This is a genomic window from Chelatococcus sp. XZ-Ab1 (genome assembly GCF_029309855.1).
GTDB classification, from domain to species: Bacteria; Pseudomonadota; Alphaproteobacteria; order Rhizobiales; family Beijerinckiaceae; genus Chelatococcus_A; species Chelatococcus_A sambhunathii.
In genome coordinates, this window is record NZ_JARKII010000006.1 from 227139 (window position 1) to 241879 (window position 14741).

A 14741-nucleotide genomic window follows, 5' to 3' on the forward strand; every position below is an offset into this window, starting at 1 on the left:
CCCTGTTGCACGGATTGTCGCGAGCGTTTTCTCCGGCCAGCCCGACCGTGGAATGCGTGCCCGCAGCACGTGGTGGGCGATGAGCGGCAAGCCAGCCAAGCCCCCGCGCGCCTGGCAGCGCATGCTGTCCGGGCGGCGGCTCGACCTGCTCGACCCCTCCCCGCTCGATGTCGAGATCGAGGACATCGCCCACGGCCTTGCCCGCGTCGCGCGCTGGAACGGGCAGACCGTCGGTCCCCACATCTTCTCGGTCGCGCAGCATTCGCTTCTGGTCGATGCGATCGCTGGGCACGTCTATCCGGAGCTCGACGCCCGGGCGCGCCTCGTCGTGCTCCTGCACGACGCGCCGGAATATGTCATCGGCGACATGATCTCGCCCTTCAAGGCGGTGCTCGGCGGCAATTACAAGGAGGTGGAGCACCGGCTGGCAGCAGCGATCCACCTGCGCTTCGGCCTGCCGGCGACCACGCCCGCGGCCCTCGTGCGGGTAACGAAGCGCGCCGACAGGATTGCCGCCTTCCTCGAGGCGACGCGCCTTGCCGGCTTTGCCCGGGAGGAGGCGCTGACCTTCTTCGGCCGTCCGGCGCCATTGCCGCCGGCGATCGATGCCCTGCTCGCGCCCTGGTCCGCCGGAGAGGCGGAGACGCGGTTTCTCGCCCGCTTCAACGCCCTTGCTCCCTCGCCCTGATCACTGCGCCGGTCCACAGCTCAGTATCGTCGCCGTCATCGAATCGCCCCACTATCGTTCTGGAGATCGGGGAGCGTTTGCGGAGGTTCGACGACGATGCCGGCCCTTCACGTATGCCCCCTCTCGCGCCTCGCCGAAACGGTCGCTGCCGTGCGCGCGAGCCACGTGCTGACCCTGATCAATGCCGCGACGCCCGTCCCGCGGCCGGACGGCATCCAGCCCGAGCGGCACCTCTTCATCGGCGTCAGTGACATCGTTGAGGCGATGGAGGGGCACATTCTGCCCGGCGAGGAGCACGCCCGGCAGGTCATCGGCTTCGTGCGCGGCTGGGACCGGGCAAGGCCCATGGTCGTGCATTGCTATGCCGGCATCAGCCGCTCCACCGCCGCGGCCTATATCGGCCTGTGCGCGCTGCGGCCCGACCTCGACGAGTTTCTCCTCGCCGAGCGCCTGCGCCAGGCGGCGCCGAGTGCGACGCCCAACGCCCGGCTGGTGGCGGCGGCCGACAAACTGCTGGGCCGGCGCGGCCGGATGAGCGAGGCCGTGGCCGCCATCGGCCGCGGCGTGGATGCCTTCGAGGGCACACCCTTCGCCCTCCTCCTCGACCGCTGAACCGTCATGACCGAGGCCAGCCCTCCCCGCCCGCGGCCTGCCATCGAGATCGGCCTCGCCGCAGCCATCGTGGCCGTCGAGGGCGACATGCCGCAGATCCTCGTCGCGCATCGTCCGGACGCGGAGATGCCGGCCCTGCCGGCGGGGCCGTTCGATCCCCTGGCCCACCGCACCTTCGAGGTCGGCCTGCGCGCCTGGGTGCGGGAGCAGACGGGCCTGGCGCTGGGCTATGTCGAGCAGCTCTACACCTTCGGCGATCGGGGGCGCAGCGCGGCTGCCGGCGATATCGGCCCACACGTCGTCTCCGTCGGCTATCTCGCACTCACCCGAGGGCTCGCCGGCACGGCAGCACCTGCAGGCGACGCCGGCTTCATGCCCTGGTACGATTTCTTCCCGTGGGAGGATTGGCGCACCGGTCCGCCCGCCATCCTGGCAGCGCACATTCTGCCGCAGCTCAAGGAATGGGCCCGGACGCCGCATGCCGACGACGGCCAGATCAGAGCACTCACGCGCGAGGAGCGGCTGCGCCTGTGCTTCGGCTGCGACGGCAGCCCGTGGGATGAGGAAAAGGCGCTGGAGCGCTACGAACTCCTCTACGAGGCCGGGCTCGTCGCCGAGGCGGCGCGCGACGGCCGGCCCGCGGCACTGGCGCGCGCCAGCCTGCCGCCGCTCGGCAGGCCGCTTGCCTACGACCACCGGCGCATCCTCGCAACGGCCATCAGCCGTCTCAGAGCCAAGCTCAAGTACCGCCCCGTCGTCTTCGAGCTGATGCCAGAGCGCTTCACCCTGACGGCCCTGCAGACGAGCGTCGAGGCTATCACCGGCCGGCACCTGCACAAGCAGAACTTCCGCCGCCTCGTCGAGGCGACCTCCCTCGTCGAACCCACCGGCGAGATGATGCCGACGGCCGGGCGCCCCGCCGCGCTCTTCCGCTTCCGCCGGGAGGTGCTGCAGGAGCGACCGGCGCCGGGCCTGCGCCTCGGCACGCGGGCCTGACCCGGAAGCGGCATACGCGCCGCCTGGCCTGAGGTGCGCCTGCGCACAGCGAGCCTTGCTTTGCATCGACGACCATCCCGCGGCAAAGTGCACCGATCTTTCCGGGGGGACCGCCGTGGGCGACGATTCGATCATTGCGCTCATCGTTCTGATCGCGCTTGCGGTACCTGTTGCCGCCATTGCCGGCTTCTTCATGGCGCTCGGGCTACGCGGCCGCACGTCGGCCCTCGAGGCACGGCTGGCGGCGCTGGAACTGAAGCTCGCCGAAGCCGGGATCATGGTGCCGGTTGTCTCCGGCGACGCCTTCTCCGGCACGGAACAGCCAGCCCCCGCCCCGGAAGAAAAGGCGCAAGTCGCGCCGCGTCCCGAGCCGGCGACCGAACCCGAAGGTCCGCTCGTGCCGGAAGAGCCTGCGGAAGAACCCGCTCCCCATCTGGCGCCCGCAGCCGCTGCCACGGCTGCGCCACAGGCCGGGCTCGAGGAGCGGCTTGGCTCCCGCTGGGCCGTGTGGGTCGGCGGCGTCGCTCTGGCGCTCGGCGGCGTCCTGCTCGTGCGCTATTCCATCGAGGAGGGCTATTTCGGGCCGGCCGCGCGTATCTTCGCCGGCCTCGCCACGGCGCTAACGCTGATCGCGGGCGGCGAGTGGCTGCGACGGCGCGAGCATGCCGGGGAGGCGTCCACCCTTTCCACCGGAGGCGTCGTCACCGCGCATGTGCCGAGCGTGCTGACTGCCGCCGGCACCATGACGGCCTTCGCCAGCGTCTATGCCGCCCATGCGCTCTACGGCTTCATCGGCCCGGCCTTCGCCTTCGCGCTGCTCGGCCTCATCGGCGTCGCGACCATGGTCGCAGCCGCCCTGCACGGGCCGGCGCTCGCCGCCCTCGGCCTTCTCGGCGCACTTGCGGCGCCGCTCCTCGTCACGAGCGACGATCCGCAGCCGTGGCCGGTGGTGATCTATCTCGTCGCCGTGGTCGCGGCGGCCTATGGCCTCGCGCGGCTGCGTCTGTGGCGGTGGCTGGCGTATTCGGCAGCGGGCGGCGCCCTGCTGTGGGGCTGGCTCGTCGTGTCCACGGTCGGCAACGCCGACGCCCTGCCCGCCATGGTGCTGGTGCTGGCGCAGACCGTGCTCGCGGTCGTGTTCCTCGTCGCGCTGCCGCACGGCGGCGCCCTTCCCCTCCCGGCGGATGTGGCCGCAGCCGAGACGGAGGGAGAGCCTCCGGCCGAAACCGGCGAGGACGGCGGTGATGCCGAAGGGGCCGCGCCGGCCGAGCCCAAGGCGGACCCGCCCTTCTGGACCTGGCCGCTCGACATTCCGGCCCTCGCCGTGCTCAGCGCCTTCGGCGCGCTCGCCATTCTCGCGGGCGATCTCGCCGGGGGCGGCGGGCGGGCGACCTTCTCGGGCGCGATGGTCGCCATCCTCCTTGCCACCGGCTTCACCTATGCCGCAGCGGCCGGCGCGGGCCTGATCGCGGCCCTCGTCGCGGCGGGCTGCCTCGCCTTCTGGCCCGTCGCGCGCCTCGCCATGCTCGACCCCGGCGGCGCCTCCCTGCCCGGTGGCCCCGCGCTCGCGCCCGGCGAGCAGCCGGCGGCCCTCAGCCTCTATCTCGCCTTCGCCATCGCGGCGGGGGCGGCGCTCCTTGCGGCAGCCGTGCGGCGTCTCATGCGCGGCGAAGACCTACCGCTCGTCGCGGCGGCGTGCCATGCGGCGGCCGGCACCACCGGCGTCCTCGCCCTGCTCGTCATCGCCTACTGGCGCGTCACCGCCTTCGATACGAGCGTGCCCTTCGCGCTTGCCGCGGCCGTCCTTGCGCTTCTCTTCACGGGTGCCGCCCGGCTGCTGCACGGGGATGGCGGCGAAGCCCGGCCGGTCGCGGCGCTCGGCACGGGGGCGATGGCGGCGGCTGCGCTCGCGGCCCTGGCGCTCGGCCTCACCTTCGCGCTCGAAAAGGGCATGCTCACCGTTGCCTTCGCCCTGTCCACACTCGGCACGGCCTTCGTCTCCCAGCGTATCGCGGTGCCGGTGCTGCGCTACGCGGTCGGTGCCACCGGCCTCCTCGTCCTCGGCCGTGTCGTCTGGGACCCGGCCATCGCGGGCGACGCCCTCGGCACCACGCCGATCTTCAACTGGCTGCTGTGGGGCTATGGCGTGCCCGCGCTCGCCTTCGCGCTGGCCGCCCGGGTGCTCGCCATGAGCGGGCGGGACCGGGTGACGCAGTTGTGCGAGAGTCTCGCCATCCTGTTCTGCGCCCTGCTGGTCTTCTTCGAGATCCGCCACGCGCTGCACGGCGGCGATCCCTTCGCGCCCGATTCCGGCTTCGTCGAGATGGGGCTCATGGCGACGGCGGGCCTTGCCTTCTCGATCGTGCTGATGCGGCTCGAGTTGCACCGTGCCGATCCGGTCTACCACTTCGCCGGGCTCGCCTTCGGCGTGCTGACGCTCATCGTCGCCGGCTTCGGGCTCCTCCTCGCCGAAAACCCGTTGTTCACGGACGAGCCCGTCCTCGGCGGCGCCGTCTTCAACACGCTCGTCCTCGCCTATCTCGTGCCGGCCGTCATCGCCGCCGGCCTCGCCTGGCTCGCGCGGGCGCACCGGCCGACCTGGTACGTGCGCAGCGCGCTGGCGCTGGCGCTGCTCCTGCACCTCGCCTTTACCATCAACATCATCCGCTTCCTCTTCCAGGGGCCGCAGATCGGCCTCTGGCGCCAGATGGGCGAGGCCGAGCTGTGGACCTATTCCGCCGCGCTCGTCGTCATCGGCGTCGCCATCCTCGCCGTCGGGCTGTGGCGCAACTGGCGCTTCGCGCGCCTGGCCTCGGCGCCCTATATCCTCATCGCGGTCGTCAAGGTCTTCGTCGTCGACCTGTCGAGTCTCGAGGGCGTGCTCCGGGCCCTGTCCTTCATCGGCCTCGGCCTGGTGCTCGTCGGCATCGGCCTCGCCTACCAGAAGCTGCTGCGCCGGGGCGGCGCCGGCATACCGGTCGCCGATGACACGCTTTCGTGAAGCCTTCGGCGGAAGGGGAACCCATCTTCGGCGTGCAACCTTGGGCTGCTTCAACCCTGATGGGGTTGCCTCGCGCCGGAGGGAACGCGATAACCCTCATCTGGAGCACATGTCCCCGAGGAATCACGATGAGCGACCACGCGCCGTCCGATATCGCGACCCTGCCCTTCGAGCGCGCGCTCAAGGAACTCGAGGAGATCGTCGACCGGCTCGAGAAGGGCAATGTGCCGCTCGACGAATCGATCGCGATCTACGAACGGGGCGAAGCGCTGAAGAAGCACTGTGAGGCGCTCCTGAAGAAGGCCGAGGCGCGCATCGAGAAGATCACCATGGGGCCCGACGGCAAACCCGGCAGCGAGCCGCTCGACGTCGAGGGCTGATCCTTCACGACAGGAGGGGGCAATGAGCTGGCTTCGTGGCAAGGACCCCGTGGCCGGCGATGCGCCGTCCTGCGATGCGGTGGATCTCGTGATCGTGCCGCGGGTGTCGGACATCGGCGGCTTTGCCGTGCGCCGTGCCTTGCCGACTGTGCGCCGGCGCATGGTCGGCCCCTTCATCTTCTGGGACGAGATGGGGCCGGCCGATTTCGCCGTCGGCGACGGGCTCGACGTGTGGCCGCATCCGCACATCGGCCTTGCCACCCTCACCTATCTCTTCGAGGGGGCGATCGTGCACCGCGACAGCCTCGGCAGCGAGGCGATCATCCGGCCGGGCGCCGTGAACCTGATGTCGGCCGGCCGCGGCATCGTCCATTCCGAACGCACCGGCCTCGAGGAGCGCGTCCGCGGCGGACGCCTCGCCGGCATCCAGAGCTGGGTCGCCCTGCCCGCCGAGCGGGAGGAGGATACCCCCGCCTTCAGCCATTACGACGAGAACGCCCTGCCCGACATCGTCGGCGAGGGCAAGCACGTGCGCATCGTCGCCGGCACGCTCTTCGGCGCGACCTCGCCCGTCGCCACGGCGAGCGAGGCGGTCTATGCTGATGTCGCGCTCGCCGCCGGTGCCAGCATTCCGTTTGATCCGGTCGCCGAGGAGCGGGCGATCTACACCGTCTCGGGCGCGATCGACATTGCCGGCGACCGTTTCGAGGCTCACCGCCTGCTCGTCTTCAAGCCGGGCGATGCCATCACCATCACCGCCCTGACGCCGGCCCGCTTCCTCATGCTCGGCGGGGCGCCGATGGACGGCAAGCGCTACATCTGGTGGAACTTCGTCTCCTCGCGCAAGGAGCGCATCGAGGAGGCAAAGGAGGACTGGAAGCTGGGCCGCTTCGCCGGCGTGCCGGGCGACGACGAATTCATTCCCCTGCCCGAGATGTGAGGGACGCGGCAGCGGCGCCTTTGACCCGCGCCGGACAAGGCCCTATGTCCGGTTGCAGCCAACCCGTACCACCCGCGCGCGAGGACGATTGCCGTGCCCGTCGATACGCCGCTGCTCGATACCATCAAGACGCCCGCGGACCTGCGCCGCCTGCCCGAGACGGACCTGCGTCAGGTCGCGGACGAGTTGCGCGCCGAGACGATCGACGCCGTCTCGGTGACCGGCGGGCATCTCGGCGCCGGGCTCGGCGTGGTGGAACTGACGGTGGCGCTGCACCACGTCTTCGAGACGCCGCATGACCGGCTCATCTGGGACGTCGGCCACCAGGCCTATCCGCACAAGATCCTGACCGGGCGGCGCGAGCGCATCCGCACCCTGCGCAAGGGCGGCGGCCTGTCCGGCTTCACCAAGCGCGCCGAGAGCGAATACGACCCCTTCGGCGCGGCCCATTCCTCCACCTCCATCTCCGCCGGGCTCGGCATGGCGGTGGCGCGCGACCTCAAGGGCGAGCGGCGCCACGTCGTCGCCGTCATCGGCGACGGGGCGATGTCGGCCGGCATGGCCTACGAGGCCATGAACAACGCCGGGGCGATGAACGAGCGGCTCATCGTCATCCTCAACGACAACGACATGTCCATCGCCCCGCCGGTCGGGGCCATGTCAGCCTATCTCGCCCGCCTCGTCTCGGGCGGCGCCTACCGCACGTTGCGCGAGGCCGGCAAGCAGCTCGCCAAGCGGCTGCCGAAGTTCTTCTACGAGAAGGCGCAGCGCGCCGAGGAATTCGCCCGCGGCTTCTGGACGGGCGGCACGCTCTTCGAGGAGCTCGGCTTCTACTATGTCGGCCCCATCGACGGCCACAACCTCGACCATCTGCTGCCGGTGCTGAAGAACGCGCGCGATGCCGAGGCGGGGCCGATCCTCGTCCATGTCGTGACGCAGAAGGGCAAGGGCTATGCCCCGGCCGAGGCCGCCGCCGACAAGTATCACGGCGTCGTCACCTTCGATGTCGTCACCGGCGCGCAGGCGAAGCCGAAGGCCAATGCACCGAGCTATACGAAGGTCTTCGCCGAGAGCCTCGTGCGCGAGGCTGAGGCGGACGAGCGCATCGTGGCCGTCACCGCGGCCATGCCGTCCGGCACGGGGCTCGACCTCTTCGGCAAGGCCTTTCCGCAACGCACCTTCGACGTCGGCATCGCCGAGCAGCATGCCGTGACCTTCGCGGCGGGGCTCGCGGCCGAGGGCTACAAGCCCTTCTGCGCCATCTATTCCACCTTCCTGCAGCGCGCCTACGACCAGATCGTGCACGACGTCGCCATCCAGAACCTGCCGGTGCGCTTCGCGCTCGACCGGGCCGGACTCGTCGGCGCCGACGGGCCGACCCACGCCGGCTCCTTCGACATTGCCTTTCTCGGCTGCGTGCCGAACATGGTCATGATGGCCGCGGCGGACGAGGCCGAACTCGTGCACATGGTGGCGACGGCCGCGGCCCATGACGCCGGGCCCATCGCCTTTCGCTATCCGCGCGGCGAGGGCGTCGGCATCGACATGCCCGAGCGCGGGGTGCCGCTCGTCATCGGCCGCGGACGCATCCTGCGCGAAGGGGGGCGCGTCGCTCTCCTCTCCCTCGGCACCCGGCTCGCCGAATGCCTCAAGGCGGCGGAGCAACTTGAGGCGCGAGGCCTTGCCACCACCGTGGCGGATGCGCGTTTCGCCAAGCCGATCGATACCGAACTCGTGCTGCGCCTCGCCCGCGAGCACGAATGCCTCGTGACGGTGGAGGAAGGCTCCATCGGCGGCTTCGGCACGCAGGTGCTGCATCTGCTCGCCCGCGCCGGCGCGCTCGACCACGGTCTCAAGGTGCGCCCGATGGTGCTGCCGGACGTCTTCATCGACCACGACAAGCCGGAGCGGATGTATGCCGCGGCCGGCCTCGATGCTGCCGGTATCGTGGCGACGGTCTTTTCCGCGCTCGGCACCGATGCGGCGGCGCTGAGGGCGTAAGGCCGGGACGGCTGGAGCGCCCACGTTCGCCGGACGCCTGAAGCGAAGCGGAAGGCGATCCGGCGTCCAGCGCGCGATGTCGCCGAAGGCGGCCGTCTTGCCGGCCTTTTCCTGGCCGTCCCCGATTCCGGTCTCGCGCGAGCATGGCGCGCCGGCGCGGTGCGCTCCCAAGGCGCAAGCCGGTCCTTGGTCGCAAGCGCCGCTCGCCCAGGCCGCCGAGGGAAGAACCCTTGTAGCGTCTTCCTTGCGCGCCTATTCTTCCTATCCTGAGATAGGAAGAAACGGCCATGGCCCTCAACATCAAATCCGCCGAGACGGAGCGTCTCGCCCGCGAGGTCGCGGCGCTCACCGGCGAGACGATCACCGAAGCCGTGCGCAAGGCGCTCGAGATGCGCCTCGAACAGGCGCGGGAGGAACGGGAGAAGGAAATCGCGCGCCAGATGGCCGCTTTGCGCGTGATTCAGGAGGATGTCCGCCGCCTCGGTCCGCTGCCGAAGATCACAAAACGTGATTTCGACGAGTTGTGGGGGGAACTTGACGACGGCGAGCAGGAATGATCGTCGTCGATACGTCGGCCTTCATCGCCATGCTCACCAATGAGCCGGAAGCCGAAGCGCTCGCTCTGGCGCTCTATGGCGCCGGCGCCCGCTACGTCTCGGCTGTAACGGTCTATGAAACACGGGTCGTCCTGCTGCGGCGAGGCGATGCTCGCTATTTCGTCCCCTTCGGCAATCTGCTCACCAGCGCCAACCTCGTCCTGCACACCTTCGATACGGCTCAGTCCAATCTCGCGAGCGACGCCTACCGTCGCTTCGGCCGCGGCTCCGGCCATCCGGCACGGCTCAACCTCGGCGACTGTGCGTCCTATGCGCTCGCCATGTCGCTCGACGCGCCTCTGCTCTATAAGGGCAACGACTTCTCGCAGACGGACGTGCGCTCCGCGCTCGCCGCATAAGCTCAACCCATGCGTAGACGCGCCGATCTTCTTCTCGTCGAACGTGGCTTCTTCGACAGCCGCGCCAAGGCGCAGGCGGCCATCGCCGCCGGGGGCGTGACGGCCGACGGGCGCCCCGTGCGCAAGGCGTCCGACGCGCTGCCGGTCGGTGCGGCGATCGCGGCGGAGGCGCCGCACCCCTGGGTGTCGCGGGCCGGCGTCAAGCTCGCGGCGGCGCTCGATGCCTTCGCCATCGATGCCGCCGGGCGTGTCTGCCTCGATATCGGCGCCTCGACCGGCGGCTTCACCGAGGTGCTCGTCGCCCGTGGCGCGGCGAAGGTCTATGCGGTCGACGTGGGTCATGGCCAGTTGCACCCGCGCCTTGCCGCCGATCCGCGCGTCGTCTCGCTCGAAGGGTGCGACGCGCGGGGATTGACGGCGACCGAGGTGCCGGAACCGGTCGGCCTCCTCGTGGCGGATGTCAGCTTCATCTCGCTGAAGCTCGTCCTGCCAGCGGTCACGGACCGCATCGCCGACGGCGGCCATCTCGTCGCGCTCGTCAAGCCGCAGTTCGAGGCCGGCCGAGGGCATCTCAAGAAGGGCATCGTGCGCGAAGAAGCCGTGCGCGAGGCTGTGGTGGAGGATATCGCCACGCTCGCGCGCGATCTCGGGCTCACCGTCCTCGGCACCATGGCTTCCCCCATCGCCGGGGGAGACGGCAACGTGGAATATCTGATCGGGGCACGCCGTGGCTGAAACCTTGACCATCACCCGCCTCGGCGCCCGCGGCGACGGCGTCGCCGAGGGGCCGCGCGGGCCGGTCTACGTGCCCTTCGCGCTGCCCGGCGAGGTCGTCACCGCCGAGGTGGACGGAGAGCGCGGCCGGCTCGTCAGCGTCGAGACCGCATCGCGCGACCGGCAGACGGCCGAATGCCCGCTCTTTGCCCATTGCGGTGGCTGCGCCGGGCAGCACGTGGCGCCGCAACTCTACGGGGCGTGGAAGCGCGACATCGTCGTGCAGGCCCTCGCCCATGCCGGCATCGAGACCGACGTCATGCCGCTCGTCGATGCACACGGCGCCGGGCGGCGGCGCGTGACCTTTCATGCCCGCCTGATCGAGGGCAAGGCCGCCGTCGGCTTCATGGCGGCGCGCAGCCATGCGCTCGTTCCCATAGCCCAATGCCCGGTGCTGGCGCCCGGCCTTGCCGCAGCGCCGGAGAAGGCCCGGGCGCTCGCGGCCCTTCTCCTGCCGCGCGGCAAGCCGCTCGACATCCAGGCCACCGAGACGCTCGGCGGGCTCGACATCGATATCCGCGGCCTCGGCAAGGCCGACGACAGGCTGAGCATGGCGCTCGTCGAGGCGGCCCGCACGCTCGACCTCGCGCGCCTGTCGCTGCACGGCGAGATCCTCATCGAACGCCGCCCGCCCGCCGTCGCGATGGGGCCCGCTGCGGTCGTGCCGCCGCCCGGCGGCTTCCTGCAAGCGACAGCCGCCGGCGAGGCGGCGCTCGCCGCCCTCGTGACCGAGGCCTGCGCCGGCGCGCGCCATGTGGCAGACCTCTTCGCAGGCTGCGGCCCCTTCGCCCTGCGCCTCGCGCGGCAGGCCAAGGTGCATGCCGTGGAGAACGGCGCCGACGCCCTTGCCGCGCTGCAGCGCGCCCTACGCAACACGCAAGGGCTGAAGCCGGTCACCACGGAGGCGCGCGACCTCTTCCGCCGCCCGCTGCTGCCGCTGGAGCTCGAGCGCTTCGATGCCGTCGTCCTCGATCCGCCCCGGGCGGGGGCAGAGGCTCAGGCGCGGCAGATCGCACTGTCCAGGGTGCCGCTCGCCGTCTCCGTCTCGTGCGATCCCGGCACCTTCGCGCGCGATGCCCGCATCCTGGTCGAGGCGGGCATGCACCTGACCCGGGTCGTGCCGGTCGACCAGTTCCGCTACACCCATCATGTGGAGGTCGTCGGCGTCTTCACGCGTCCGGCGAAGCAGAAGCACAAGAACAAAGGCAAGGGAGGGCGCCCGTGAGCAAGGGGACCAACGAGGATTTTCTGGCGGGGCTCGCCGCCGTCATCGGCCCGGGCAACGTGCTCACCGCCCCTGACGACATCCTGCCCTTCCTGCGCGAGCCGCGCGACCTCTTCCGCGGCGAGGCGCTCGCCGTCGTCCGGCCCGGCACGACGCAGGAGGTGGCCGAGGTGGTGCGCCGTGCCCGCGCGGCGGGCATCGCGGTGGTGCCGCAGGGCGGCAACACCGGCCTCGTCGGCGGGCAGATCCCGGATGCGAGTCGGCCGATGGTGGCGCTCAACCTGCAGAAGCTCGACAGGATCCGCGAGGTCGACGCGCTGACCGACACGATGACGGTGGAGGCGGGCGTCACCCTGCTCAGGGCGCAGGAGGCGGCGGAGGCGGCCGACCGGCTCTTTCCCCTGTCGCTCGCCTCGGAAGGCTCCTGCACGATCGGCGGCAACATCGCCAGCAATGCCGGCGGCACCGCCGTCATCGCCTATGGCAACACGCGCGACCTCGTCATCGGGCTCGAGGTGGTGCTGGCGGACGGACGCATCTGGAACGGCCTCGGCAAGCTGCGCAAGGACAACACCGGCTACGACCTCAAGAACCTCTTCGTCGGATCGGAGGGCACACTCGGCATCGTCACGGCCGCGGTGCTCAAGCTCTTTCCGCGCCCGCAGGGGCGGACAACCGCCTTCTGCGGCCTTTCTTCGCCGCAGGCGGCGCTCGACCTGCTCGCCCTCGCCAAGGCCGAGGCCGGCGGCGCCGTGACCACCTTCGAGTTCCTGCCCCGCCTCGGGCTCGAATTCGTGCTGCGGCACGCGCCCGGCACGCGCGACCCGCTCGGCGAGCCGCACGCCTGGTATGTGCTGATGGAATTGTCCTCGGCCGCCGAAGCGGGGCTCGACGACGCGATGGAGCGCATCCTGACGGCGGCGCTCGAGCGCGGCCTCGTCGACGACGCGGCGATCGCGGCGAGCCTCGACCAGCGCAACGCCTTCTGGAAGCTGCGCGAGGCGCTCTCCGAGGTGCAGCGGCACGAGGGTGGCTCGATCAAGCACGACATCGCCGTGCCGGTGGCCCTGGTGCCGCAGTTTCTCGAGGAAGCGACGGCTGCCGCCGAGGCGCTGGTGCCGGGCTGCCGCCCCCTGCCCTTCGGCCATCTCGGCGACGGCAACGTGCATTTCAACGTCAGCCAGCCCGTGGGCGCCGACAAACAGGGCTTCCTCGCCCGCTGGGAGGAGATGAACGAGGCCGTGCACGCCATCGTGCTCCGGCACGGCGGCTCGATCTCGGCCGAACACGGCATCGGCCGCCTCAAGCGGGACCTGCTGCCCGCCGTCAAGGACCCGGTCGCGCTCGATCTCATGCGCAAGCTCAAGGCGGCGCTCGACCCCGAAGGCCTCCTCAATCCCGGAGCGATGCTGTGACGACCCCGCTCGCGGCCGGCCCGATGGCCGAGGCGGAGCTGCCGGCCGTCATCGCCCTGTGGCAGGCGGCCGGCCTGACGCGGCCGTGGAACGACCCGGCCGAGGACATCGCCTTCTGCCGCTCGTCGGGCCATGGCGAGGTGCTGGTGCTGCGCAGGGCGGACGGCGCCATCGTCGCAGCCTGCATGGTCGGCCATGACGGGCACCGGGGCGTCGTCTACTATGTCGCGGTCGACCCGGCGGAGCGGGGCGCCGGCCATGGCCGCGCCATCATGGCGGCCGCGGAGAATTGGCTGAGGGCGCGCGGCGTGTGGAAGCTCAACCTCCTCGTAAGGGCCGGAAACGAGGCCGTGCAGCGCTTCTACGAGCAGCTCGGCTTCGAGGCCCAGCCGCGCCTCTACATGGAGAAATGGCTCGATCCGGGCCGGCGCCCGACGGAACGACAGGAACGATAGGACAGGAGGCCGGCGTACATCGTCCGTTCATCTTGCCAGATGTTTCATGGGCCCCGGCGACAGGCAGAAATGCCCCATGATTCGCGATGCGGAGATTTGTAATGCCGTCTGTTTCCTTCCAGCCCTTTTCCCTGAAACGCTCCTTGTCCTTCGTCCTCGGCGCGGCGGCGGCCGCCTTCGTCACTTTCTCCGGCCCGGCCGTGACATCGGCGGAAGCGCGGACCGTCTGCCGGTCGGAGCGTGTGTGCACCCAGCCGAGGCCGGTGCGCGAGGTCGTCACCAATTGCCGCACGGTGCATCGCCCCGGCGTCGGCCCGCGCCGCGTGTGCGAGAAGGAGGTGCGCTGGGTGCGTCGCGGCCCGCCGCGCTGCACGGTGGAGCGCGTCTGCCGGCGCATCTGACGCGCCTCACACATCCTCGTCGAACAATGACAGCTGGACGTTTGGCGGGCGCTTGCGCCCGCCTTTCTCAGGGCGGCATGCGGGGGTTGACACGGCCTCGCCCGCCGGGCTCTGCACGGTCCCGTCGTCCCGGCGGGCGTCGTTGAGGTTCTGCGACACGGGGCGCATGGTCAGGAGGTCGTCCGGCGCCGGCCGCACGAGGCCGAGCGCGTCGAGGCCGGGCTGGGTGCAGTCGAGCCACAATTCGGCATCGTCCGGGGCGATGATCGCCGGCATGCGCGGATGCAGCGCCGCGAGTGTGCCGTTGGCGTCCGTGGTCACGATGGCAACGGTATCGATCTCGCTGCCGTTCGGGCTCGCATAGGTCTCCCAGATGCCGGCGAAGAGCATGAGACGGCCATCGGCGCGCTCGATCATGAAGGGTGTGCTTTTCGAGCCGTCGCGGCGCCATTCGTAAAAGGCGCTCGCCGGCACGAGGCAGCGGCGATGGCGGGCAGCGGCCCGGAAGGCGGCCTTCTCGCCGATCGTCTCGCCGCGAGCGTTGAAGAGGAGCGGAATCGCCGCCGGATCCTTCGCCCAGGCCGGCACGAAGCCCCAGCGCATCAGCGAAAAATGCCGCCGGCCCGCGGCATCGACCGTGACGACGGCGACGGGCTGCGTGGGGGCGATGTTGTAGCGCGGTGGAAATTCGACCTGTTCCTCATAGCCGCACTGCGACTGCACCTCTTCGGGAAAGAGCGTCAGTGCGAAGCGGCCGCACATGGATCCTGACCGTTACGAATTTGTTTGCCTGATGCTGCCACAGTCTCGTAGCGGCGCCGGCAGGGGCAAGGCGGCTGCGGGCACAATGGCGCGTTGTGCACAGGCAAGACGGGGGTCGGGGGTGGCAGCAGTCATG

15 protein-coding genes are annotated in these 14741 nt (G+C 70.7%); 14 read left to right on the plus strand and 1 reads right to left on the minus strand.

Going from position 1 to position 14741, the window contains the following annotated elements:
* The first annotated feature begins 79 nt into the window (after window positions 1-79).
* From P2T65_RS10765 to P2T65_RS10830, 14 genes are all read left to right on the plus strand, one after another.
* Entirely contained in the window at window positions 80-688 is a 609-nt protein-coding gene (locus P2T65_RS10765; RefSeq protein ID WP_055459184.1) for an HD family hydrolase, read from the plus strand.
* A 96-nt stretch (window positions 689-784) separates the two neighbouring features.
* On the plus strand, window positions 785-1300 hold the full coding sequence (locus tag P2T65_RS10770; protein ID WP_276199763.1) for a tyrosine phosphatase family protein: 516 nt from the start codon (window positions 785-787) through the stop codon (window positions 1298-1300).
* Window positions 1301-1306: 6 nt separating this feature from the next.
* Window positions 1307-2296, plus strand: coding sequence for a hypothetical protein (locus P2T65_RS10775; RefSeq protein WP_055459186.1), 990 nt, complete (start codon window positions 1307-1309; stop codon window positions 2294-2296).
* A gap of 115 nt (window positions 2297-2411) precedes the next feature.
* Entirely contained in the window at window positions 2412-5297 is a 2886-nt protein-coding gene (locus P2T65_RS10780; protein WP_276199764.1) for a DUF2339 domain-containing protein, read from the plus strand.
* 128 nt (window positions 5298-5425) lie between these two features.
* Complete coding sequence (locus P2T65_RS10785) at window positions 5426-5677, plus strand: exodeoxyribonuclease VII small subunit (RefSeq protein WP_055459188.1); 252 nt, start codon at window positions 5426-5428, stop codon at window positions 5675-5677.
* Between the two features lie 22 nt (window positions 5678-5699).
* The gene (locus P2T65_RS10790) at window positions 5700-6617 is read left to right on the plus strand and encodes a pirin family protein (RefSeq protein WP_276199765.1); all 918 of its coding nucleotides are present in this window, start codon (window positions 5700-5702) and stop codon (window positions 6615-6617) included.
* Between the two features lie 93 nt (window positions 6618-6710).
* Window positions 6711-8618 carry a 1-deoxy-D-xylulose-5-phosphate synthase gene (gene dxs, locus P2T65_RS10795; RefSeq protein WP_276199766.1) on the plus strand — a complete coding sequence of 636 codons (1908 nt, stop codon included), beginning with the start codon at window positions 6711-6713 and terminating at the stop codon, window positions 8616-8618.
* Between the two features lie 287 nt (window positions 8619-8905).
* A complete protein-coding gene (locus P2T65_RS10800) occupies window positions 8906-9175 on the plus strand; it encodes a type II toxin-antitoxin system VapB family antitoxin (RefSeq protein ID WP_019401460.1) in 270 nt (89 codons plus the stop codon).
* Window positions 9172-9573: a type II toxin-antitoxin system VapC family toxin gene (locus tag P2T65_RS10805; protein ID WP_055459191.1), complete on the plus strand. Its 402-nt coding sequence runs from the start codon at window positions 9172-9174 to the stop codon at window positions 9571-9573. Before P2T65_RS10800 ends, P2T65_RS10805 begins: the two co-directional genes overlap by 4 nt.
* Window positions 9574-9582: 9 nt before the next feature.
* On the plus strand, window positions 9583-10308 hold the full coding sequence (locus tag P2T65_RS10810; RefSeq protein WP_276199767.1) for a TlyA family RNA methyltransferase: 726 nt from the start codon (window positions 9583-9585) through the stop codon (window positions 10306-10308).
* Window positions 10301-11572 carry an RsmD family RNA methyltransferase gene (locus P2T65_RS10815; RefSeq protein ID WP_276199768.1) on the plus strand — a complete coding sequence of 424 codons (1272 nt, stop codon included), beginning with the start codon at window positions 10301-10303 and terminating at the stop codon, window positions 11570-11572. Before P2T65_RS10810 ends, P2T65_RS10815 begins: the two co-directional genes overlap by 8 nt.
* Window positions 11569-12987, plus strand: a complete 1419-nt coding sequence (locus P2T65_RS10820) for an FAD-binding oxidoreductase (RefSeq protein WP_276199769.1) — start codon at window positions 11569-11571, stop codon at window positions 12985-12987. Before P2T65_RS10815 ends, P2T65_RS10820 begins: the two co-directional genes overlap by 4 nt.
* A gap of 23 nt (window positions 12988-13010) precedes the next feature.
* A complete protein-coding gene (locus P2T65_RS10825) occupies window positions 13011-13442 on the plus strand; it encodes a GNAT family acetyltransferase (RefSeq protein ID WP_055459373.1) in 432 nt (143 codons plus the stop codon).
* 101 nt (window positions 13443-13543) lie between these two features.
* Entirely contained in the window at window positions 13544-13843 is a 300-nt protein-coding gene (locus P2T65_RS10830) for a hypothetical protein (RefSeq protein WP_055459195.1), read from the plus strand.
* Window positions 13844-13849: 6 nt separating this feature from the next.
* Here the strand turns inward: P2T65_RS10830 and P2T65_RS10835 are convergent, their stop codons facing one another.
* Window positions 13850-14605 carry an SOS response-associated peptidase gene (locus P2T65_RS10835; protein ID WP_276199770.1) on the minus strand — a complete coding sequence of 252 codons (756 nt, stop codon included), beginning with the start codon at window positions 14603-14605 and terminating at the stop codon, window positions 13850-13852.
* Between the last annotated feature and the right edge of the window lie 136 nt (window positions 14606-14741).

Excerpts from the sequence above, each read along its gene's own strand:
- P2T65_RS10800 (WP_019401460.1), top strand. The coding sequence starts at position 8,906 with ATGGCCCTCAACATCAAATCCGCCGAGACGGAGCGTCTCGCCCGCGAG.
- P2T65_RS10825 (WP_055459373.1), top strand. The coding sequence starts at position 13,011 with ATGGCCGAGGCGGAGCTGCCGGCCGTCATCGCCCTGTGGCAGGCGGCC.
- P2T65_RS10785 (WP_055459188.1), top strand. The coding sequence starts at position 5,426 with ATGAGCGACCACGCGCCGTCCGATATCGCGACCCTGCCCTTCGAGCGC.
- P2T65_RS10830 (WP_055459195.1), top strand. The coding sequence starts at position 13,544 with ATGCCGTCTGTTTCCTTCCAGCCCTTTTCCCTGAAACGCTCCTTGTCC.
- P2T65_RS10770 (WP_276199763.1), top strand. The coding sequence starts at position 785 with ATGCCGGCCCTTCACGTATGCCCCCTCTCGCGCCTCGCCGAAACGGTC.
- P2T65_RS10775 (WP_055459186.1), top strand. The coding sequence starts at position 1,307 with ATGACCGAGGCCAGCCCTCCCCGCCCGCGGCCTGCCATCGAGATCGGC.
- P2T65_RS10835 (WP_276199770.1), bottom strand. The coding sequence starts at position 14,605 with ATGTGCGGCCGCTTCGCACTGACGCTCTTTCCCGAAGAGGTGCAGTCG.
- P2T65_RS10765 (WP_055459184.1), top strand. The coding sequence starts at position 80 with ATGAGCGGCAAGCCAGCCAAGCCCCCGCGCGCCTGGCAGCGCATGCTG.
- P2T65_RS10805 (WP_055459191.1), top strand. The coding sequence starts at position 9,172 with ATGATCGTCGTCGATACGTCGGCCTTCATCGCCATGCTCACCAATGAG.
- P2T65_RS10790 (WP_276199765.1), top strand. The coding sequence starts at position 5,700 with ATGAGCTGGCTTCGTGGCAAGGACCCCGTGGCCGGCGATGCGCCGTCC.
- P2T65_RS10810 (WP_276199767.1), top strand. The coding sequence starts at position 9,583 with ATGCGTAGACGCGCCGATCTTCTTCTCGTCGAACGTGGCTTCTTCGAC.